Here is a 17,707-nt window from a genome sequence, read left to right as displayed (position 1 = left end):
GGCCGTCACCGACTCTTCCAGAACCACGCCGTGAGCAGGGCCGAACCGAGCAGATCACCGTTCGACGAGAGCCCGGCCGAACAGCGGGTCCGGGTCAGTCGACGTGAGCCGGGCCGGGAGCGGACCAGTGTTCGTGCAGGAGCTCGATCTGTTCGGGCACGACCCGTGCCACCGACAGTTCCGGCAGGTCGTCCACCTCGAACCAGCCGGCGCCGCTGGTCTCCACGCTGGTGAAGTCGGTGTCGACCTCCTCCACCGGCTCACAGACGAAGAACAGCTTGTAGACGTGCCGGTCGTAGGTCGGAACGTGCGGCCACCGGTGCCGGTCCAGGACCCCGGCGAGATGGATCGCCTGAACCGCTACCCCGGCCTCCTCTTCGACCTCGCGCTCGATCGCCTCCCGAGGGCTCTCCAGGATGTCGCACCATCCGCCGGGCAGGGTCCAACGGTGCCGGTCGGAGACCTCCCGCACCAGCAGAACCCGTCCCGAGGCGTCGAAGACGCCACCGCGCACGTCGAGTTTGGGGGTGGTGTATCCGGCGACCGAGGCGACCCGCCGGTCGTAGGCGGGCGGCTCTTCGGTGGAGACGGTCGCCATCAGGTCGCGGGCCAGGGAGCCGATGCGGTGGAAGCGTTCGATGTCGAACCGGTCGGTGCAGTACGCCAGCCCCGACTCGGTCAGCGCGGTGAGCTCCATCGCGACGCGTCGGATCTCTTCGGCGGGCTGAGGAGAGGTGCTCACGCGGCTCCCTGGGCTCATGTGGTCGGCGAACGGCTCGGCCACATGCTCGCACAGAGTCACCGGGAACTCCCCGAACAGCCCGGCCTCAGAACCCGGTGCCCGTCGAATACCGCCCCTTCCGGATCAGAAAACGGAGGGGAACACGACCAGCGGGAGGTCCCCGGCTTCGACCTCGGACCGACCTATCTCCAACCCGCAGTGGTCGCCGACCGCGGTAAAGACCCTCGGTAGGAGATCGTCGAAATGCTCCTCCCAGTACGTCTCCACCAGCTCTTCAGGGGAACCCCGCAGGGAAGGGTAGATCGCTCCGGCGGCTCGCAGGGAGTCATCGAACGCGGAATGCCCCGTGGGGTCTCCCGCCTCCACGTAGGAGGCGTGTCCCTCGGGCGTGACGTGGGAAACGTAGGGCGGAGGGTCTTCCTCCCTTGTGGTCACGCAGACGATCTCCGCTCCGAGCAAGGCCCGTGACCTCTGGAGGTCGAGGCTCTTCGCGTACCACGTGGCGTCCTGGGTCTCCTCCAAGACGTAGACCCACCCTCCTCGGGTTTCGTACATGGCGAAGGAGTCGAAGGTCGCGCTCCTCGGCTTCTCTCGATCCTTGAAGAGGACCCCTCGATCGAGATCCTCCGCGTGGGCGCCGAGAGCCAGAAGGAACTCCCTCGCCCCGGTACCGCGTGCGACCGTGAGGGAGATGCCCTCTCGCATCCCGGGGAGGCCGGGGCTCCTACGGGTGTACCGGTGTTCTCCGATCCAACGGATCCCCTTGTTCATGCGGCCAGGCCAGTGGTCGAGGAAGTGGGCCCGGTGTGGGTTCGCACCGAACGTCCGACGCGTTCGGAGCCGTGCCTTCTCCTCGACGCCCGGCACCTCCTCATTCGCCTCCACCTCCGCCGTCGCCACCACCAGCGCCACCGGCTCCTTCAACCCAGCCGCCGGGGTAGCAGATCGTGACCAACACGAAGCCCAGGGCAAAAGACCCCGCCGGATACCAGACGAACCGACCGTCGAGTCCGAGCACGGCGAGAAGCAGCACGAGCAGGGACGAACCCCAGAGCAGCACCAGCCCGACCTTGCCCACACGGCTTCGGAGGCTGCCTGGGGCGGGGTTCCTGTCGTCCGGCTCGTCAACCGACCTCCATCCGGTCAGTCCGGCCATGACGAACGCGGCCGCCATCGGGTAGAGCAGTGCCAGAAAAAGGAGCCGAGGCAGAGCGAACAGGTCGAAGTCCCGTAGTTCGTTCAAGCGTGCGAGCGGATCCATCAACACGATGACGGACATCAGCACCACGGTGGCGATGAACTTGATCGCCAGAGCCACCAAGGGCTTCACTTCGTTCGGGTCCCTGTCGGCCGGTGATGGCGGAGGGCCGGAGAGAAAAGTCGTGAGGAAGGATATGAGCGGGCTCACCAGGTTCAGGGCGAGCAGCACGAGGGCGAGCAGGGACAGGGGAAGGAGGGCGGACAGGTCCCCGTCCCCCGTTCTCTCCACCAACGGGATCATCATGAGGCTCACGACGCCCAAGGCCAGAGTCAGAGCGAAGAACAGGATCAACGGCAGGGAGGAGAGCAGAGTTCGAGTGAGGGAACCGGTTCTGGTCATCGGCGCTCCGGAATAGGGGAATTCACGGTATGTCGCCGAGCGATGGGAGGGCTCGGTCGGAGGTGGCCGTATCCGGCCGTCCCCGCCGTGTTTCCTCCATGAGCGTGTCCGCCTCGCGCTCACCGACGACGCGGACGGTGCAGCGAAGCCGGTCGGGTCGGTGTCCTGGAAGGCGCTTCACTCCCCCAGGAGTGTGTCCGCGAACGAAGAGGAGTCCGAGGTTCCGCGGTCAGGCCGGAACCCCGGACTCCCCGCCCATTCCGAAGTCCTAGTCCCGGTAGGTCTCCAGAGCGTGGAGCGCGGCCCGGGCGATCTCCTCATCGATCGCGCCGTCCGGGGCTCCGCCGACGCCGATGCCGGCGATCGGGGTGCCGTTCGAGATCACCGGAACCCCGCCGGCGAGGAACAGGGTGCCGGGGATGTCGGAGAGGTTGGGCTCGTCTCCGGAGGCGCCTTCGGTGAGGGCGCTGGTGGGCTGTCCGAAGGAGACCGCGGTGAACGCCTTGCGCTCCGCCGATTCCTGGGTCTGCGGGCCGGCGTTCTCGGTCTTGAGCACCAGGCGGGTGGAGCCGGAGCGGTCCACGATGGCGATGGTGACCTGCTGCCCCTTCTCGTGGGCCGCGTTCAGGCCGGCCTCCGCTGCGGCCAGGATGGCGTCGGCCTTGAGCACCTCCTGCTGCGCGACGGCGTCGGGGGACACGGTCCGGTCGTATCCCTCGGAGGCGGCAGCGGCGGCGGGGGCTCCGGGGAGGCCTTCGGGCATGGCGATGGTGGCCAGTCCGCCGAGCACGGCCAGGCCGACCGCTCCGCCGGCGATGCGTGCCGCTGTGGCGGGCTTCAGCATTGTCTCTCCCTGCTTTTGCATGATCACGGAACGTGATGATCGTAGGTACACCGGAGCGGATTTCCCGGCCATGACAGGGCCCATCGGCGAGTTTTCCGCACCGGTAAGCGGGGATGGGGTTCCGATAACGGGGCGAAGCCAGGGAAAATCCCCACCCCTGTAACGCGGCCCCTTCTTTCAGGGGCGCGTGGCCGGGTATCCCGCCCCGGCCACGCGGTCGAGGGAAGCGTGGTGGGGGTCGCCTACCGAACGTCGTAGGTGACCTGCATCATCCCGTTGTCGAAGCGGCGCGCCCGGTCGAGCGAGAGGTCGAGCCGCAGGCCCTCGGGGAAGATCGGTGTTCCGGCGCCGACGATGGCCGGGCACACCAGCACCTCGACCACGTCGACGCGGCCGAGGCGGAGCGCCTCTCCGGCCAGGGTCGGCCCTTCGATCGTCAGGTCGCCGGAGGCCTCGGAGATGGCCCTCTCGATGGCCTCGATGGTCAGCTCGCGCTCCAGCCGGGTGCGTTCGGTCCACACCTTCGGCAGGGTCCTGGAGAAGACGATCTTGTCGGCGGCCTTCCACATCCTGGCCCAGTTGGCGGACTCCGGTGACTGGTCGGCGGTGGTGGGGTCGGTCTCCCAGACGGCCATCGTCTCGTACATGCGCCGCCCATAGAGGAAGGTGCTCGCCCGGGCGGCGTCCTCGGTGAGCGCCGCGATGACCTCCTCGTCGGGGACGGCCCAGGAGAAGTCGCCCTGGGGATCGTTGATGTAGCCGTCGAGTGAGGAGGCGACCGAGTAGATGACGCGGGACATGGGATGGGTCCTTCCTGATCGGTTTCCCCGGGAAGACCTCGGCGGCGGACGGAACTCATCGCCCCGGCCCGGGTGGATTCTCCCCGGTGCCCTCGACCGGCCGGCCCGCGTTGTCTCCCACGGGCCCCGACGGGTGGCTCTCCTCTCTTCCTTCCCCTTGGACACGGCTCTCACCATGGCCCCGACATACCCGTGTGAACCGACACCACCGTGCCGGGGACGCTCCGTCCTCGCCCCGGCACGGTGTGCGGTCAGGTGAGGGGCACGTCGGTCACGTCGCCGAAGTCGGGGACCTCGACGGTGACCGTCTCCAGGTCCGCGGGCACCGAGTACAGCGACCAGTAGGTGAGCGTGGCTCCGGGGTCGAGCCGGGTGTCGATGGTGCCGACGGTGTCGCGGGTGCACAGGCAGGCGGACTCGGAGTTCATCGCGGGGTGGAAGCGGGTGCGACTCTCCTCGTCCCGCAGGGTCACCCCGGCGAAGCTCTGTCGGTCGAAGTCCAGGGAGGTGTCCTTGGGGTTGATCGTGATCCGCTCGGTGCCCTCGTTGCGGACGCTCCACAGCAGGGTCGCGTAGGTGCCGGAGGAGTCACGGCTGAGCTCGTTCACCTCCAGCACCAGGCCGGCGGTCCTCTCGTCGACGCCGGTGGCGGTGCCGACGTGGTCGAGGGTGTCGGCGGGCGCGGCCGTGCCGGTGGCCAGGAGCGCGGCGGTGGTCAAGGTCAGGAGTGCGGCGGTGCGCTTCATGATCGGTTTCCTCACGAGGTCCTACTTGGCGAAGGTGACGGTGACGCGGCGGTTCTGGGCGCGACCCTCGTCGGTGTCGTTGTCGGTGACGGGGTCGGCCGATCCGTGTCCGTCGACGTCGTAGGCGATGCCGGAGCGGTCGACGAGGTCGTTCAGGGCCGTCTCCACGGCTTCGGCCCGCTCTCGGGAGAGGGGGACGTTGACCGAGTCGTCGCCGGTGTCGTCGGTGTGGCCGTCGATGGAGATCCGGTCGGCGGAGGAGATGTCGATCTCGGCCGCGACCCGTTCCAGGCTCTGTGCGGCGGCGTCGCCGAGTTCGGCGCTGTCGGTCTCGAAGAGCACGTCGGCGGCGAGTTCGTAGGTCACCTCGCCGTCGGTCTCGTGGCGTTGGTAGTCCGTGACGACGGTGTCGGTCGGGTGGGTGAGATCGAGGATCACGGGGGCGTCGGCGCCCGGGTCGGGGATCTCCTCGTCGGCGTCGGTGAGGGGAACGCCGTGGAAGGGCGCGGTGATGGGGGTGAGGACCGCCATGGTCTCGACGCCTTCGGGCGGGGCGGGGAAGAGGACGGTGGTGGACTCCACCACGCCCGCACGGATACGCCGGTCGGGGAACTCCTCGCAGACGCAGTCGCCGCCCACGGTGAGGGGGAGGTACTGCCGGTCGGTGGTGACGTCGAGGAGGGTGAGCCCGGACAGGTCGTATCCGCCCAGGTCGTTGTCGCGCAGGTTCTTGAAGTGGCGGATGTCGTCGGTGGTGTGGTTGCCGACGCCGACGGTGAGGCGGAGCGCGTCGCTTCCGACCCGTTCGAGGGCCTGGATCTCCACCTCCAGGTCGGGACCCCAGGCGGTGGAGGTCGTGGTCGAGCCGACGGGGAGTTCGACGGCCTCCTGGGCGGCGGCGCCTTCTGCGGAGTTCGCGGTGTCGCCACCGTCACCGGTGTCGTCGGCCTCTTCCTCAGGGGTGTTTCCGATCAGTCCGCATCCGGTGAGCAGGAGCAGGAGGGCTCCGGCGGAGGCCGCGGCCCTGAGCCGGGCTCGGGGTGAGGTGGGCAGGGCGGGGGTGTGTTCCATGTCCATCTACCTGGGTTCCCATAGAGCCAACACATCGTTGGCTGTTTGCTTACTCTTGACGCATACGACTCCACTGGAATCCTTCTGGTTCCCATGTGAGTTTGTTTTTTCGCTTCTTCGGTTGCTCTGTGACCACAGCAGGCTCAGGAGGGTGCTCACTTCCCCCACGGCGCGGCCCGGGAATGTCCGTGGCCGCCGGCAGGCTTCCCCGCATGAGCGACCAGGTACGTCTACGGGAAGTGGAACCGGCCGATCTCGAGGTGTTCTTCGCCTACGAACACGACGAGGAGGCCGTGCGGCGTTCACGGTTCCCTCCGCGTGATCGGGAGGCCTTCATGGAGCACTGGCGGACCCGGGTCCTCGGCGACCCCGATTCCTTCGTGCGGGCCGTCACCGTCGACGGTGAGCTCGCGGGCAACCTGGTCTCGTGGTCCATCGAGGGGCGACGTTTCCTCGGCTACTGGCTCGGGCGGCCCTACTGGGGTCGGGGCGTCGGCGGTCGGGCCCTGGCGCTGTTCCTGGAACAGGAGCGGACGCGGCCTCTGCGCGCCGACCCCTTCGTCGAGAACACCGCCTCGGTACGGCTGTTGGAGAGGCACGGCTTCCGTCGCGAAGGGACCGTCCGGTACGGCGAGGACGAACATCTCATGCTGGTGCTCGACGAGGGGTCCTGTTAGCCCCCCCATCGCGCGGCGTCTTGCCGGCCCTTCCCGCCCGCACTACCGTGCCGCCGTGGATCTCTTCGCGTACTCCTGGGCGGCGCTGCGCGCGGCCGTCGCCGATCTGCCCGATGAGGACTTCGCCCGTCCCTCCGGGTGTACCGGCTGGCTGGTCCGGGATCTGGTGTTCCACCTGGTCATCGACGCCCAGGATGTGCTGATCACCCTGGCCACCCCGACGGAGGCCCCGCCGACCCGGGACGCGGCGACCTACTGGGATGTCTCCGCCTCCCCTCCCGCCGGCGACGATCCGTTCGACGCGCTCACCGTCCGGCTGGCCGCCGCCTACGAGGAACCGCGGCTGTTGAGGTACCACCTCGACGACCTCGGTTCCGCGGCGGGCCGAGCCGCCGAACTCGCCGACCCCGACCTGCGGGTGGAGACCCAGGGCGAGGTCCTCACCGTGCGCGACTATCTGGACGCGTACGTGCTGGAGTGGACCCTGCACCACCTCGATCTGGTCGCCCATCTGCCGAACGCCCCGAGGCCGGCTGCGGCGCCCCTGGCCCATGCCCGCCGGCTGCTGGAACGGATCGCCGGTGATCCCTTTCCCGAGACCCTCGGCGACGAGGCCGTGCTGCGGATCGGCACCGGACGCCGAGCCCCGACCGAGGCGGAGAGCGTCACCCTGGGCACTATGGCCGCACGGCTCCCCCTCGTGCTGAGTTGAGCCCTCGTGCCGGCGTCGGCCCCGGCGAGGACCGTCCGGTGGTATTCGGCCGACACGCAGGCGAGCGACGGCGGGCCGTGGTGGACCGGCGGTTAATCTGAGGCCCGCCCACCCCACCGGCGTCCCCTTCCGGGAGGAACCCGGCGGATACGGGACGCGGGAACCGACCCCGAGACAGGACCGCCTTGATGCGCTCACCGATCCTCGACTACCTCGACGCGATCATCGCCCAGACCGAGCACGTCGTCTCCGGGGCCCCGGCCGACTACATCCCGGAGCTGGCCTCCGCCGACCCCGACCGGGTGGCGGTCGCGGTCTGCACGGTCAACGGGACCGTGTACGCGAGCGGCGACGCCGACGACCTGTTCAGCATCCAGTCGATGTCCAAGCCCTTCGCCTACGCGCTGGCGATCGAGGACCGGGGGATCGACGACATCCTCGACCGGGTGGGGGTGGAGCCCAGCGGCGAAGCCTTCAACGAGCTGTCGTTGGATCCCGAGACCGGCCGGCCGCGCAACCCGATGATCAACGCGGGCGCGATCGCCGTCCACGCGCTCGTCGACGACCGGGAGGCTCCGGCGATCGACCGCCTGCTCGGCCTCTTCTCCGACCTGGCCCAACGGCCGGTCGAGATCGACGAGGCGCTGGCCGCCTCCGAGCTGGCGACCGGGGACCGCAACCTGGGGCTCGCGTACCTGCTGCACGCCTCGGGCCGTCTGGCCCGGGATCCGGCCTCCTCGGTGGAGGGCTACGTCCGCCAGTGTTCGGCGTCGGTGACCGTGCGCGACCTGGCGTTGATGGCGGCGACCCTGGCCAACGGCGGCGTGCAGCCCAACACCGACAAGAAACTGTTCAGCAGGCGCACCACCCGGCACCTGTTGAGCGTGATGGCCTCCTGCGGCATGTACGACGCGGCCGGCGACTGGCTGACCAGCGTGGGCATCCCCGCCAAGAGCGGTGTGGCCGGAGGCATCATCGGGGTGCTCCCGGGACAGGTGGGCGTCGCGGTGTTCTCCCCGCGCCTGGACCGGCACGGCAACAGTGCCCGGGGCGTCGTGATGATGGAGAAGCTGTCCGAGGATCTGGGCCTGCACCTGATGGAGCCGGGGCGCCCGTCGCGTTCCTCGCTGCGGGAGACCCGTAAGGAGGTCGTGGAGGGGGAGCCGACCACGATCTACGTGCTCCAGGGCGACATGGTGTTGAGCAGTATCGAGGCGCTCGTGCACGAGCTGGTCGAGAACCCGCCGGCGACCGACGTGGTGGTCTTCGACATGAGCCGGGTGGACGAGGTGCTTCCGGTGGCGCGCAGGACCGCGGCCGAGACCGCCACCAAGATGATCGACGGCGGGTACCGGATCATCGTGGTCGACCCCGAGGAGACCGTGCCGGCCTTCCACGACAGCCGGGGGCGTTCGGTGGAGCGCTGGACCTCCGAACGCCTGGAACTCGCCCTCCGGAGCTGAGAAACCCCATGGACGCGCCGCCCCGCCCCGGGATAGGAACGTCCTCGTCACGGTGCCCCGGTGGCCTTCTCCCTCGAAGGCGCCGGGGCCGCCCGCGACGGACCCGTCACTCACCCGGAAGGTGCCCCATGGCCGCCAAGTTCACCGAGCTCGCGATCGATTGCGCCGATCCCGCCGCACTCGCCCGCTTCTGGTGCGCGGTACTCGACTACGAGGTCCAGGGCGAGGAGGAGGACGGCGTGATCAGCATCGGCTCCCCCGAGGTGCCCGAGGGGCGGGAGCGTCCCGGGCCGGTGCCGCCGGTGTTGACGTTCGCGCGCGTGCCGGAGGGCAAGGTCGTCAAGAACCGGCTGCACATCGACATCAATCCGACCGACCGGGATCAGGGGGCGGAGGTCCGTCGCCTGCTCGACCTGGGGGCTCGGCGCGCCGACGTCGGTCAGAGCGAGGTGAGCTGGGTGACGCTCACCGACCCCGAGGGGAACGAGTTCTGTGTCCTGGCCACCCGCTGCCCCTGAGCAGACACGTACGTGGCGCGGGGTTCCCCGGGCGAGAGGTCCCGCGCCACATATGCCCCACAGCTCACAACCACCTCGGTAGAGCACCTCGTCGGGCAGGCGTCATGTCAGAGCGTCCCGGTCGGTGTTCCGAGGGGTGTCCCCAACGGGCTACTTGAGCAGCCGGAACCCGGGCCGCTCGACCCAGGCGCGTAGGAACGCCGCGGTGCCCAGCACCGTCGGATAGCCATCGTCGACCAGGCCCAGCACCCCGGGGAGGCCGGCGATCACCCGTTCCTGTCCCACCGGCAGTTCGGCCTTGACCACACCCCCGAGGACGTCGATGATCGCCGCGGTGAGCAGGGCGGTGGCGACGTGATCGATCTCCTGGTTACGGCCCGCACTGACGTTCACGGCATGCGTCGGCTTGAAACCCAAGGCCGCCTCGATCACGGCCTCGTCCGCGTGCTCGGCCTCGAAGAGGCTCTCGTCACCGAACCCCGGCCCCATCAGGTGGACCAGGAAGGGTCGATCGTCCGTCTCCCCCGGGTCGAGAGCCCTCCGCGCCTCGACGCCCAGCCGTTCCACGGGCACGCCGACGTCGAAGTATCCGCGACGGGTCCGTTCGAAGTGGGTGGAGAGCGCTCGTATCAACGCATCGAACTCGTTCGACCTGGTGGAGGGGGGAGGCCCCGCCAGGTCGATCACCAGGGTCGGGCCGGCCATGCCGGGAGCCTATCCCCGCCCTGGTAGGACATCGCCGGGAGGCCCGTCGTCCCGATACGCGCTCGGCGCGGGGCTCCCCTGTCGAGAGGCCCCGCGCCGTGCGATCGGCTAGCAGCGGGGCAGGGCCGAGGCGTTCTCGACGTACATGTAGTCCCAGAACACGTAGCCCCGAACCCCGGTGGTGTGGTTCCGCACGCCGTAGTACCCGACCATGGGGTCGGGGTAGATGGCGCAGAACGCGGAGACCGAGTGGTTCCGGTAGCCCAGACCCAGCACCTCGCTCGTCGAGTCGTAGGAGCGGCGGATGCGGACGCCGTCCTCACGGAAGGAGGCCGGGACGTCGGCCTGCGCCATGGGGGTGGTCGTCGAGGCCGCGGAGGTGTTCTCGGCGGCGGGCGCGACGGTTCCGGCGGAGGCCGGAACGGCACCGAACGCCAGGACGGCGGTGAAAACGGCGAGTGCGAGAGCCCTGGTACGAGCACGAAGCATGAAACGGTCCCCGTTCGTGGTGTGTACGATCCGCGAAACATGGTGACCGATCGAGGTGCTGCGGGTCAGCCGCTTCGAGGACAACCTGTCATCACACCTTTGCCACAAAGAGCTGCCCCGAAGGACAGGTCCGTAGTGCGCCCGTGCGACCGAAGACGCGGGCCGACCCATCCCCGCGTGTGCGGGGCTCAAGACGAAGTCGTGCGAATCGGAGACCTGTGCGACGGTCCATCCCCGCGTGCGCGGGGCTCGGCGATACGAGAACCTCACGACGGAGAGAACGGCCGGTGGTGAGGTTCCGCTACACCCGACGAGAACGCACCGCTTCGGCCAATCCGTGCGCGGCCGCGCCCTCTCCGATCTCGGTGACGAGTCGCAGCATCCTCTGTCGAGTGTTGGCCCGCAACGATCCCTCCGGCACCGCTTCGAGCACGCTCATCCCCAACGCCACCGCGCCGTCGATGTCCCGGCCCCCGAACCCGACCACGTGGGCACGATGATCGGCGTCGGCTACCGGTGATGGCGGCCTTCGTCCGCTGAGCCTCGGGGACGAGAAGCCCCCGCTCACCCGCTCCGTCGGGCCATCGCCTCGATTCCGTCGAGCAGGGAGCGCAGGCCGAAGTCGAACGCCTTCGCGGCGGCCTCGGCGGGGCTGCGGTCGAAGCCGCCGTCGTTCCAGGTGCGTTCGATCGCCGGGTAGCGCGCCGGGTCGAAGATGTTCTCCCAGAACACGCGGCGGTCGTCCCACCAGTCCTCGTCGGATTGGCCGCTGATCCGTTCGGCGTGCGAGTGTTCGGCGAGGGTGGCGCTCGCGCCGTCGACGAAGGTGATGATGGAGTCGCTCGCGGCGGAGATCTCGGCGGCGGTCAGTCCGGTCTCGAACAGGGCGCTCAGTAGGAAGTCGTTCCTGGCGAACAGGCCGGGGCCCAGGGGCGGGCGCGCGGTGGAGACCTGGCGCAGCCAGGGGTGGCGTTCGTGCAGGGCGACGTTCTGTCTCGCGTAGCGCTCGATCCGTTCGCGCCAGGGGCCTTCGGGGGCCAGGTCGAGTTCCCGCCAGGCGTGGTCCACCATCAGGTCGGTCAGTTCGGCCTTGCCGGGGACGTGGGTGTAGAGCGTCATCGTGCCGACGTCGAGGGAATCGGCGATGCGGTCCATGGTCATGGCGTCGAGCCCGTCGCGGTCCGCCAGGGCCATGGCCGCGACGATGATCTTGTCGAAGGAGACCTTGGGCGGTCGGCCGCGCCCCGACCTGGCCCGCGGCGTCCGCCAGAGCAGGTTCAAGGTCTCCCGGGGGTCTCCCCTACCGCTGCGGTCCATCATGCCTCCTCATTTTCCGTATAGGCTACGGTATTATTTATCCGTAGGACGTACGAAAAAGGAGTGATCAGTGCGAGTTCTGGTGACCGGGGCGACCGGGAACGTGGGGCGACGGGTGACGGCGGGTCTGGTCGAGGCGGGGGTCTCGGTACGTGCCCTGACCAGGAACCCGGCGAGGGCCGAGCTTCCCGGAGCCGAGATCGTCCGGGGCGATCTCACCGAGCCCGAGACCGTGCCGTTCGACGGCGTGGACCGGATGTTCCTCTTCCCCGAGCCGTCGACCGCGAAGGAACTGGTCGAACGCGCCGTGCGCTCGGGTGTTCGGCGGATCGTCGTGCTCTCCTCGGGAGCGGTGACCGGCGGTTTCGACACGACGTTCCACCCTCCGGTCGAACAGGCCGCCGAGCGGTCGGGGGTGGAGTGGACGCATATCCGGCCCGGCGAGTTCGCGGCCAACAAGCTCGCGCTGTGGGGGCCGTCGATCCGGGCAGAGCGGGTGGTCCGGGATCCGAACCCGGACGGAGGCTGGTACCCCGTGCACGAGTGGGACGTGGCCGACGCGGCGTTGGCGGCCCTGCTGGAGGACGGTCATCACGGCAAGGCCTACGACGTCAACGGCCCCGAGCTGATCAGTCTGCGCGACCAGGTCGGGGCCATCGCCGACGCGCTCGGCGAGGAGGTCCGCTTCGAGGAGGTCACCCCGGCCGAGGCACGCGAGATCTACCAGAGGCTTGGAGGGTTCGCCGCCGAAGCCGCGGACTTCCTGTTGGGGTTCACCGACTACGACGGCAATGCGGCCGATCCCGCCGAGGCCGCCGACTTCGACCCGAGTTCTCTGGGGCCTCTGCCCACCGTGAGCTCCGTGACGGGCGCCGAGCCGCGAACGTTCGCGCAGTGGGCCCGAGACCGGGTCGAGGACTTCCGCTAGGAACACTCCCCGCCCTCGGCCACGGCACGTGCGCCGGGGCGCGGGGCTCACCCCTCCACCGCACTCTCACGATCTCTTCCAAGAGCCCCTCGAAGGTCGTACCCCCGCGTTACCCTCCCGCCATGCTCTTGGACTCGATCACCCTTCAGGCCGACGATCCGTCCTTCCTGGCCCGCTTCTGGTCGAAGGCCCTGGAGGTGCCGGTCGTGTCCGATGGGCCCGCCGGGTTCCTCCTCCCCATTTCTGGAGTACCGCTGCGCTTCCTCCCGACCCCGGTCTCCCCCACGCCCCGGCCCGAGGCCGCCATCACGCGACTGCACCTCGACCTCAACGGCGGAGGCGACCATCGGGCCTGGGCGCGGAGCCTGTGCGAGCTGGGCGCGAGCCCTCGCGACGTGGGTCAGGGGGACGTCGTCTGGGAGGTGCTGGCCGATGTGGAGGGCCATCTGTTCTGTGTGATGCCCGGCGATCGTTACGAGGAGACCGGCCCCGGCCTGGGTTCCCTGCCCGTGGACTCCGCACGCCCTCGGGTCGATCGGGACTTCTGGGCCCGGGTCACCGGCTGGATCCCCGTCGAGGCGAGCACGCCGGAGCTGCGTCCGCCCCAAGGCCCCGGCATCCGCTTGGCGTTCTGCGACGAACTCGCCCCCAAGCCGGTGGACGAACCGAACGTCATGGGCCTGGCGCTACGGCTCGACGAGGGTGAACGGGAGAGCGACGCCCTTGATCTGCTGGTGGACCTGGGCGCGCGTCGCGTGGAGACCGAGGCCGAGGGGCCCTGGCACCTGTTGACCGACCCTTCGGGGAACGAGTTCAGGCTCGCGAAATCGCTCCGCTGAGTTCTCGGATCCGGATTCCAGGGTGTGCCGATACCCTCACCGCCCGGTAACAGCCTCGACCCGAGGTCGGCGTTCGTCGGGCGCCCCACATCGCCCGCGGATACACTCGCGCAGTGCGTCCAGCCTCTTTTCTCATCCCAGCAGCCGCTTTGACCGGAATCATCGCGTGGGCGGAGGTCGTGCATTGGCGATCCTCCAGGCGTGGTCTGGGCGGTGTGAGACGCGCTGGAGGGTCCGAGGCGGTCATCGTGCTCGGTTTTCGGAACCGGTCCGTCAAGGCCAACTATCTGAACCGCTATCGGGTGCGCGCCGGGCTGCGCTCTCAAGATCCCCATGCGAAGCGGAGCGTGCTGGTGCTGTGCGGGGGCACGGTGGCCGGTGACGTCTCCGAGGCCGAGGTGATGGCGCGTTACGCCCGTTATCAGCTGGGATACACGGGGCCGATACGGCTGGACCGCAAGAGCACCAGCACCTGGGAGAACATCGAGAACGTGATCCCGCTGGTGGAGGACATGGACACGCTCAAGATCGTCTCCAACTCCCTGCACGCGGAGAAGGGCCGCGCCTACCTGTGGCGTCAGCGGCCCGACATCGCCGTGCGGCTCGTACGTGCGGAGGAGCACCGTTTCGGGGAGCTCGCTCTGCTCAAGCCGGTGTTGGCCGTCATCGGCCTGAACAGGTTGGGACGTCTGCGCCGGGGGTGAACCCGGCCTCTTCAGCCGGGCTCACCGCTCGGAACGGTCCGATCGGTCCAGGAGGCGGGCCCGAACGCGGGCGAGGTCGTCATCGGCGACCCCGGCCTCCAGGAGGAGGGCCTCCGCGTCCAGATCTTCGAGGGCGGCGAGGACACTGTCGCGCAATGTCAGCCCTCGGTCGGCCAGGAGGGAGGCGATCAGCGGCCCCTGGTCCTCCTTTCCCATCGCGGCGAAGAGCGGCTTGAGCGCTTCGGTGGAGATCTCGTAGTCGTCGGCGATCGAGTCGGGCTCCACTTCGGCCAGGGCGAGCAGCAGCAGACCGATCAGACCGGTGCGGTCGCGGCCGGCCCCGCAGTGGAACAGGACCCCGCCGGGTTCGGAGCGCGCCAGGGCGGTGACCACCGCGGCGCACCGTTCGGCCTTGCGATCGAGGAAGGGGCGGAAGTAGAGCGGGCTCCCGTTCAGCCCTCGCCCGTTGATGTCCTTCCAGAACTCGACGTCCTCGACGTGGTCCAGGGGGATCTCCAGACGGTTCATCCCCGGTGGAAGGGGCGCCTGGTCCGCGGACGCGGGGAAGACGGCGGACCCTCCCTGTCTCGTCAGCCCTTCGTCCTGGCTCGGTCGGATCTCGTCGGGGTTTCGCAGGTCGACGATGGTGCGCACACCGGCCTCGTAGGCGGACCGCCATCCTTCGACGGTGACGAAGCGCAGGTCGGCGGCTCTGATGAAGGCCCCGCGTCGGGTGGTGCCGCCGTGGCTGGTGGGGAGGCCGCCGAGGTCACGGGTGTTGAAGAAGCCGTCCCAGGTGATCTGTCGGTTCTCGCTCATGGATGTCAGGGAACTCGACCCGGTGGGGCGATGAAAGTGCTTTGGTCACTTTCCGGACGGTCCATCGGATCCCGGTGGCGGGGACCCGAAGCCGAGCCCTTCCCCCCACCACCTGCTCAAAGCCCGAAGAGTCCGGAGAATACGGCATCGACCTTGGGGACATCGGATACGGCCCGTCCCCGCGTACGCGGGGGCAGGGACCACTGCCACCCGCCGATCCTCCCGGACCCATCCCCGCGTGCGCGGGGGCAGGTGGGTCTTTCACACGCCGAAGGCCTCAGGGCGGACCATCCATGGCCGTCAACAGCGGGGAACGTCGCCCGCTCGGACGTACTCCGTCAGCCCCCGGCCGAGCCGAAGCACCCTGTGACCCCGACCGTTCTCAGACCCCCGATTCACTACCCAGGGTAACGAGTCTTGCGAATTCCCCGGGGCTCATTACTACGCAGAGCAACAATGGGGGCGGCCCCCGACAGCACAGGACGCGACCTCCTCACGACTCGCAGGTCTGAGCACAGCCTGCTCCCACTTCCACCAGACCGGCACCCGGCACCCGGCACCCGGCACCCGGCACCCGGCACCCGGCACCCGGCACCCGGCACCCGGACGATCGTCCCCTCCCTCTGGAAGGCTGTTCCCGTGCGGGAACACGACTGGTACTACGACAACGACGAGGAAGCGCCCCTCGACGCAGACCTCGACGATCCGAACTCGGAGGCCGCGACGCACTGGATCGCGGTGGAACGGGTCTACCGCCTGGACTGGCGTCGCTTCACCCCCGAGAGTTGGGAAACGCTGCGCCGGATCTACCAGGCTCTGCCCGGACACCTGCCTTCCTCCGCCGACAGCGCTCGGTGGTTCTCGCTGGACGAAGATCGGGAGCTGTACCTGTGGGCTTCGGTCGAACCCCCCGGCCTCCAGGTCGAGGGGATGCTGACCCTGGCCATGTGGCACGACTGGGACTCACGGTTCCGCCGTGAGGTGATCGAGCACGATCTTCCTCGCTCCCCTATTCCCTCGTGAGCAGAAACGAATTCACCCTCTCTCCGCACACCCCTGTCGACCGAAACCCCTGCCAGGGTCACCGGCAGGTGCACAGGGTTCTCCTTTTCGACTCGACCCGGAAAACCCTTCTGTGAAGAGCCCGAACACCGTCCCGGGCGGCGTCCGGAATCCGATGTCTTCGTCGCCACCGCGTTCCGGCACCCGGAAAACGGGCTCGGGCTCCGGGCATCACGCCTGGGCGGTCAGGGCCTTCCACAGGGTGACGTCTTCGGCGCGGTTGAAGTAGGCGTTGGTGCACACGTCGTACAGGCCCGGCCCTGCGGTGCTGTTGGTCTCTAGAAAGCTGCCGCTGCCGTAGAGGTTCCACAGCAGCAGGACGTCGCCGAGGCGTACGGCCTGGTCCGTGGGGCTGGAGGTCTGGGCGAAGATCCGCCAGCGTCCGGTGCCCTCGCCTCGGTCCTTGCCTGGAGAGGTGGAGACGTCGTACCTTCCGCCGGAGCGTTTCTGGCCGTCGGAGGCGTGTCCGTTGGTGTCGAGGTATCCGCCGTCGTCCTGGTAGAGGTTTCGCAGGTAGACGACGTCTCCGCTGATCACGGCCGTCCCGTCGGTCTTGCCTTCGGCCGAGAGGACCTCCCAGGTTCCGGTGCCCGGACCTCGGGTGGGACCGGGCAAGAGGCGCGCTCCGAGCCCGCGCGCGGCCAAGGAGCCAGAGCCGCGAATCGGCCCTCACTGGCAAGGGACTCGTTTTCCCCGCCTGCACCGTGCGGCGATCGCGCACGGGGTTCACCCCCACATGCGCGGAGCCCTGCCGCCTGAGCCCGCCGACCTCGGATGCTCGAATACCCATCCCCACATGCGTGGGGAGCAGCCCCTCGGATCCTCCGGGCATCCCGTGAAAATCTGAGAGAGTGAAGAGAATCCTCTTCAGACGGCCAGAACTAACGCGTCGCCGATACAGCGACCAACGCCGACCACTCTTCGGGCGCGAAGTTCAACTTCACACCCTTCGAGCTCTTCGAATCCCTGATCAGCGTGCCGCATTCAGCATGTCCGACCTCCACACACTGACCGCCATCCGAGTAACTGCTCGTGAACCACCTGATGTCTTCGTTCAACTTCCGTTCCTCCTTGGCTCGGTGGAACGCCGAAGAGGTCGAAGCGCTTCGCACATCCGTGGATCACATCGACCTGGGCGCGAATCAAGACTAAAACCGCGTAGAGGTTCAGACCATAGAAATCACGTGATCGATACAAGCAAGGAGCATCCCCCACACAGCTCCTCCCCCACCCCCATGAAGCCCCAGTTCAGCACCCCATTCCATCTTCACACGTCTCGAGTTGTATGAACTTGTCCATACTCAAACGAATACAAAGGGTCAGTAGCCCGCACGTAGCGTAACTATTACGGTTACGCCATGGACCAGCCGCTCGGCCCTGACGCCGACATCATTCACGACGCCCCCGAACCGCCCTACCGTCAGCTCGCCCAGATCCTGATCGCCCGGATCAAACGGGGCGACTGGGCCCCCGATCGCCCGATGTCCTCGGAGACCCAGCTCGTCCAGGAGTACGAGCTGGCCCGCTCCACCGTGCGCCGCACCATCGCCCTCCTCGTCGAGGATGAGTGGGCGTACGTGGTGCCTCGCCGTGGCACCTACGTGAAGAAGCGCGACAGCTAGTTCGACGTCGTCCGGGACGGTGGTGACGTCCCGGCCGTTCGGACGACGG

23 protein-coding genes are annotated in these 17,707 nt (G+C 68.6%); 9 read left to right on the top strand and 14 right to left on the bottom strand.

Annotated features, from left to right (window positions below):
• Nucleotides 1–94: 94 nt before the first annotated feature.
• The 7 genes from U9J66_RS01755 to U9J66_RS01725 form a co-directional block, all read right to left on the bottom strand.
• Nucleotides 95–742 (bottom strand): NUDIX hydrolase, encoded by a 648-nt coding sequence (locus U9J66_RS01755; protein ID WP_326336814.1) that lies wholly within the window; start codon nucleotides 740–742, stop codon nucleotides 95–97.
• A 123-nt stretch (nucleotides 743–865) separates the two neighbouring features.
• Nucleotides 866–1,654, bottom strand: coding sequence for a hypothetical protein (locus tag U9J66_RS01750; protein WP_326336813.1), 789 nt, complete (start codon nucleotides 1,652–1,654; stop codon nucleotides 866–868).
• Nucleotides 1,614–2,342 (bottom strand): hypothetical protein, encoded by a 729-nt coding sequence (locus U9J66_RS01745; RefSeq protein ID WP_326336812.1) that lies wholly within the window; start codon nucleotides 2,340–2,342, stop codon nucleotides 1,614–1,616. Before U9J66_RS01745 ends, U9J66_RS01750 begins: the two co-directional genes overlap by 41 nt.
• A gap of 268 nt (nucleotides 2,343–2,610) precedes the next feature.
• A complete protein-coding gene (locus U9J66_RS01740; RefSeq protein ID WP_161112073.1) occupies nucleotides 2,611–3,186 on the bottom strand; it encodes a GlcG/HbpS family heme-binding protein in 576 nt (191 codons plus the stop codon).
• A gap of 242 nt (nucleotides 3,187–3,428) precedes the next feature.
• Nucleotides 3,429–3,986 carry a dihydrofolate reductase family protein gene (locus U9J66_RS01735; protein ID WP_017534996.1) on the bottom strand — a complete coding sequence of 186 codons (558 nt, stop codon included), beginning with the start codon at nucleotides 3,984–3,986 and terminating at the stop codon, nucleotides 3,429–3,431.
• 251 nt (nucleotides 3,987–4,237) lie between these two features.
• Entirely contained in the window at nucleotides 4,238–4,732 is a 495-nt protein-coding gene (locus tag U9J66_RS01730) for a hypothetical protein (protein ID WP_326336811.1), read from the bottom strand.
• 21 nt (nucleotides 4,733–4,753) lie between these two features.
• Nucleotides 4,754–5,803 carry an OmpA family protein gene (locus U9J66_RS01725; RefSeq protein ID WP_326336810.1) on the bottom strand — a complete coding sequence of 350 codons (1,050 nt, stop codon included), beginning with the start codon at nucleotides 5,801–5,803 and terminating at the stop codon, nucleotides 4,754–4,756.
• Nucleotides 5,804–6,015: 212 nt separating this feature from the next.
• Between U9J66_RS01725 and U9J66_RS01720 the strand changes: the two genes are divergently transcribed.
• The 4 genes from U9J66_RS01720 to U9J66_RS01705 all read left to right on the top strand — a co-directional run bounded on the left by U9J66_RS01720 (nucleotide 6,016) and on the right by U9J66_RS01705 (nucleotide 9,173).
• A complete protein-coding gene (locus tag U9J66_RS01720; protein ID WP_326336809.1) occupies nucleotides 6,016–6,480 on the top strand; it encodes a GNAT family N-acetyltransferase in 465 nt (154 codons plus the stop codon).
• Nucleotides 6,481–6,535: 55 nt separating this feature from the next.
• Complete coding sequence (locus U9J66_RS01715) at nucleotides 6,536–7,192, top strand: maleylpyruvate isomerase N-terminal domain-containing protein (protein ID WP_326336808.1); 657 nt, start codon at nucleotides 6,536–6,538, stop codon at nucleotides 7,190–7,192.
• Between the two features lie 188 nt (nucleotides 7,193–7,380).
• Complete coding sequence (gene glsA / locus U9J66_RS01710) at nucleotides 7,381–8,655, top strand: glutaminase A (protein ID WP_326336807.1); 1,275 nt, start codon at nucleotides 7,381–7,383, stop codon at nucleotides 8,653–8,655.
• 128 nt (nucleotides 8,656–8,783) lie between these two features.
• Complete coding sequence (locus tag U9J66_RS01705; RefSeq protein WP_326336806.1) at nucleotides 8,784–9,173, top strand: VOC family protein; 390 nt, start codon at nucleotides 8,784–8,786, stop codon at nucleotides 9,171–9,173.
• 150 nt (nucleotides 9,174–9,323) lie between these two features.
• Here U9J66_RS01705 and U9J66_RS01700 read toward each other — a convergent pair whose 3' ends face one another.
• The 4 genes from U9J66_RS01700 to U9J66_RS01685 all read right to left on the bottom strand — a co-directional run bounded on the left by U9J66_RS01700 (nucleotide 9,324) and on the right by U9J66_RS01685 (nucleotide 11,687).
• The gene (locus U9J66_RS01700) at nucleotides 9,324–9,878 is read right to left on the bottom strand and encodes a DUF6368 family protein (RefSeq protein ID WP_326336805.1); all 555 of its coding nucleotides are present in this window, start codon (nucleotides 9,876–9,878) and stop codon (nucleotides 9,324–9,326) included.
• A gap of 108 nt (nucleotides 9,879–9,986) precedes the next feature.
• Complete coding sequence (locus U9J66_RS01695) at nucleotides 9,987–10,367, bottom strand: hypothetical protein (protein WP_326336804.1); 381 nt, start codon at nucleotides 10,365–10,367, stop codon at nucleotides 9,987–9,989.
• Between the two features lie 301 nt (nucleotides 10,368–10,668).
• The gene (locus tag U9J66_RS01690; RefSeq protein ID WP_017536601.1) at nucleotides 10,669–10,854 is read right to left on the bottom strand and encodes a hypothetical protein; all 186 of its coding nucleotides are present in this window, start codon (nucleotides 10,852–10,854) and stop codon (nucleotides 10,669–10,671) included.
• Between the two features lie 77 nt (nucleotides 10,855–10,931).
• Nucleotides 10,932–11,687 carry a TetR/AcrR family transcriptional regulator gene (locus U9J66_RS01685; protein ID WP_326336803.1) on the bottom strand — a complete coding sequence of 252 codons (756 nt, stop codon included), beginning with the start codon at nucleotides 11,685–11,687 and terminating at the stop codon, nucleotides 10,932–10,934.
• Between the two features lie 67 nt (nucleotides 11,688–11,754).
• Here U9J66_RS01685 and U9J66_RS01680 point away from each other — a divergent pair, with 67 nt between their 5' ends.
• The 3 genes from U9J66_RS01680 to U9J66_RS01670 all read left to right on the top strand — a co-directional run bounded on the left by U9J66_RS01680 (nucleotide 11,755) and on the right by U9J66_RS01670 (nucleotide 14,155).
• Nucleotides 11,755–12,612: an SDR family oxidoreductase gene (locus U9J66_RS01680; protein WP_326336802.1), complete on the top strand. Its 858-nt coding sequence runs from the start codon at nucleotides 11,755–11,757 to the stop codon at nucleotides 12,610–12,612.
• Nucleotides 12,613–12,734: 122 nt separating this feature from the next.
• Entirely contained in the window at nucleotides 12,735–13,451 is a 717-nt protein-coding gene (locus tag U9J66_RS01675; RefSeq protein ID WP_326336801.1) for a VOC family protein, read from the top strand.
• A 248-nt stretch (nucleotides 13,452–13,699) separates the two neighbouring features.
• Nucleotides 13,700–14,155, top strand: a complete 456-nt coding sequence (locus U9J66_RS01670; RefSeq protein WP_326336800.1) for a YdcF family protein — start codon at nucleotides 13,700–13,702, stop codon at nucleotides 14,153–14,155.
• Nucleotides 14,156–14,176: 21 nt separating this feature from the next.
• On the opposite strand, the gene U9J66_RS01665 is transcribed toward U9J66_RS01670, so the two are convergent.
• Nucleotides 14,177–14,974, bottom strand: coding sequence for a tyrosine-protein phosphatase (locus U9J66_RS01665; RefSeq protein WP_326336799.1), 798 nt, complete (start codon nucleotides 14,972–14,974; stop codon nucleotides 14,177–14,179).
• 639 nt (nucleotides 14,975–15,613) lie between these two features.
• On the opposite strand from U9J66_RS01665, the gene U9J66_RS01660 reads away from it, so the two are divergent.
• Nucleotides 15,614–15,997: a hypothetical protein gene (locus U9J66_RS01660; protein ID WP_326336798.1), complete on the top strand. Its 384-nt coding sequence runs from the start codon at nucleotides 15,614–15,616 to the stop codon at nucleotides 15,995–15,997.
• Nucleotides 15,998–16,207: 210 nt separating this feature from the next.
• Here the strand turns inward: U9J66_RS01660 and U9J66_RS01655 are convergent, their stop codons facing one another.
• Together U9J66_RS01655 and U9J66_RS01650 are read right to left on the bottom strand one after the other, a co-directional pair.
• On the bottom strand, nucleotides 16,208–16,651 hold the full coding sequence (locus tag U9J66_RS01655) for a hypothetical protein (RefSeq protein ID WP_326336797.1): 444 nt from the start codon (nucleotides 16,649–16,651) through the stop codon (nucleotides 16,208–16,210).
• A 266-nt stretch (nucleotides 16,652–16,917) separates the two neighbouring features.
• A complete protein-coding gene (locus U9J66_RS01650; protein ID WP_275040964.1) occupies nucleotides 16,918–17,148 on the bottom strand; it encodes a DUF397 domain-containing protein in 231 nt (76 codons plus the stop codon).
• Between the two features lie 246 nt (nucleotides 17,149–17,394).
• Between U9J66_RS01650 and U9J66_RS01645 the strand changes: the two genes are divergently transcribed.
• The gene (locus tag U9J66_RS01645; RefSeq protein WP_014911697.1) at nucleotides 17,395–17,658 is read left to right on the top strand and encodes a winged helix-turn-helix domain-containing protein; all 264 of its coding nucleotides are present in this window, start codon (nucleotides 17,395–17,397) and stop codon (nucleotides 17,656–17,658) included.
• Nucleotides 17,659–17,707: the final 49 nt, after the last annotated feature.

The sequence above is a fragment of the Nocardiopsis sp. LDBS1602 genome, from assembly GCF_035818715.1.
GTDB lineage: Bacteria > Actinomycetota > Actinomycetes > Streptosporangiales > Streptosporangiaceae > Nocardiopsis > Nocardiopsis alba.
Note: the sequence above shows the minus strand (reverse complement) of the source record. Positions and strands in the feature narration are given on the sequence as shown.

What these genes read in the sequence shown, in the direction of transcription:
- U9J66_RS01745 (WP_326336812.1), bottom strand. Translation starts at nt 2,342, where the DNA reads ATGACCAGAACCGGTTCCCTCACTCGAACTCTGCTCTCCTCCCTGCCG.
- U9J66_RS01740 (WP_161112073.1), bottom strand. Translation starts at nt 3,186, where the DNA reads ATGCTGAAGCCCGCCACAGCGGCACGCATCGCCGGCGGAGCGGTCGGC.
- U9J66_RS01735 (WP_017534996.1), bottom strand. Translation starts at nt 3,986, where the DNA reads ATGTCCCGCGTCATCTACTCGGTCGCCTCCTCACTCGACGGCTACATC.
- U9J66_RS01730 (WP_326336811.1), bottom strand. Translation starts at nt 4,732, where the DNA reads ATGAAGCGCACCGCCGCACTCCTGACCTTGACCACCGCCGCGCTCCTG.
- U9J66_RS01725 (WP_326336810.1), bottom strand. Translation starts at nt 5,803, where the DNA reads ATGGAACACACCCCCGCCCTGCCCACCTCACCCCGAGCCCGGCTCAGG.
- U9J66_RS01720 (WP_326336809.1), top strand. Translation starts at nt 6,016, where the DNA reads ATGAGCGACCAGGTACGTCTACGGGAAGTGGAACCGGCCGATCTCGAG.
- glsA (WP_326336807.1), top strand. Translation starts at nt 7,381, where the DNA reads ATGCGCTCACCGATCCTCGACTACCTCGACGCGATCATCGCCCAGACC.
- U9J66_RS01705 (WP_326336806.1), top strand. Translation starts at nt 8,784, where the DNA reads ATGGCCGCCAAGTTCACCGAGCTCGCGATCGATTGCGCCGATCCCGCC.
- U9J66_RS01700 (WP_326336805.1), bottom strand. Translation starts at nt 9,878, where the DNA reads ATGGCCGGCCCGACCCTGGTGATCGACCTGGCGGGGCCTCCCCCCTCC.
- U9J66_RS01695 (WP_326336804.1), bottom strand. Translation starts at nt 10,367, where the DNA reads ATGCTTCGTGCTCGTACCAGGGCTCTCGCACTCGCCGTTTTCACCGCC.
- U9J66_RS01685 (WP_326336803.1), bottom strand. Translation starts at nt 11,687, where the DNA reads ATGATGGACCGCAGCGGTAGGGGAGACCCCCGGGAGACCTTGAACCTG.
- U9J66_RS01675 (WP_326336801.1), top strand. Translation starts at nt 12,735, where the DNA reads ATGCTCTTGGACTCGATCACCCTTCAGGCCGACGATCCGTCCTTCCTG.
- U9J66_RS01665 (WP_326336799.1), bottom strand. Translation starts at nt 14,974, where the DNA reads ATGAGCGAGAACCGACAGATCACCTGGGACGGCTTCTTCAACACCCGT.
- U9J66_RS01645 (WP_014911697.1), top strand. Translation starts at nt 17,395, where the DNA reads ATGGACCAGCCGCTCGGCCCTGACGCCGACATCATTCACGACGCCCCC.